At 69.9% G+C, this 422-nt stretch carries 1 protein-coding gene; it reads left to right on the top strand.

Annotation, left to right across the window (positions count from 1 at the left end; genetic code table 11):
* Positions 1–197: 197 nt before the first annotated feature.
* Positions 198–422 (top strand): hypothetical protein (locus CVH10_RS26650; protein WP_219924769.1); only part of this gene is annotated, 225 nt, incomplete at its 3' end.

The following is a 422-nucleotide window of genomic DNA, read 5'->3' as shown; positions in this document are numbered from 1 at the left end:
CTTTTCTACGGCTATGAAGCCGTGGCCAGGCGACCTGTGTCGGCGCGGTTCCAGGAGATGGGCTATCGCGCAGGTCTTGCGCTTTTGGCGGGATTTATGTTGTTCGCGACGTGGAACGACCTACAGAAGCTCAATATCTTCCAATTCCTCGGCGGGCTCGTCTCGTGAGCCGACGCCAGCCCCCGACGGTTTCCCGAATGAATGACATGACCTCTCGCGCCGCCGTTCGATTGAGCGCCCGTTCCAGCCTGCTGGCGCTGGCCGTCGCCGCCGGTCTCGGCGCGCCCGCCCTGGCCCAGACCGCGCCGGCGCAGGGTGCGCCGCGCGGCGCGCACGCCCCCGGCCGCGGGAGCCAGCAGCGCGCGCGGGTCGCGGGCGCTGGGGGAGTCGTAGTCGCGCTGCAAGCCGTGCTCGTCCGCCGC

This window comes from Halomonas sp. ND22Bw, assembly GCF_003011945.1.
GTDB classification, from domain to species: Bacteria; Pseudomonadota; Gammaproteobacteria; order Pseudomonadales; family Halomonadaceae; genus Halomonas; species Halomonas halophila.
This window is presented reverse-complemented; position numbering and strand designations above follow the sequence as displayed.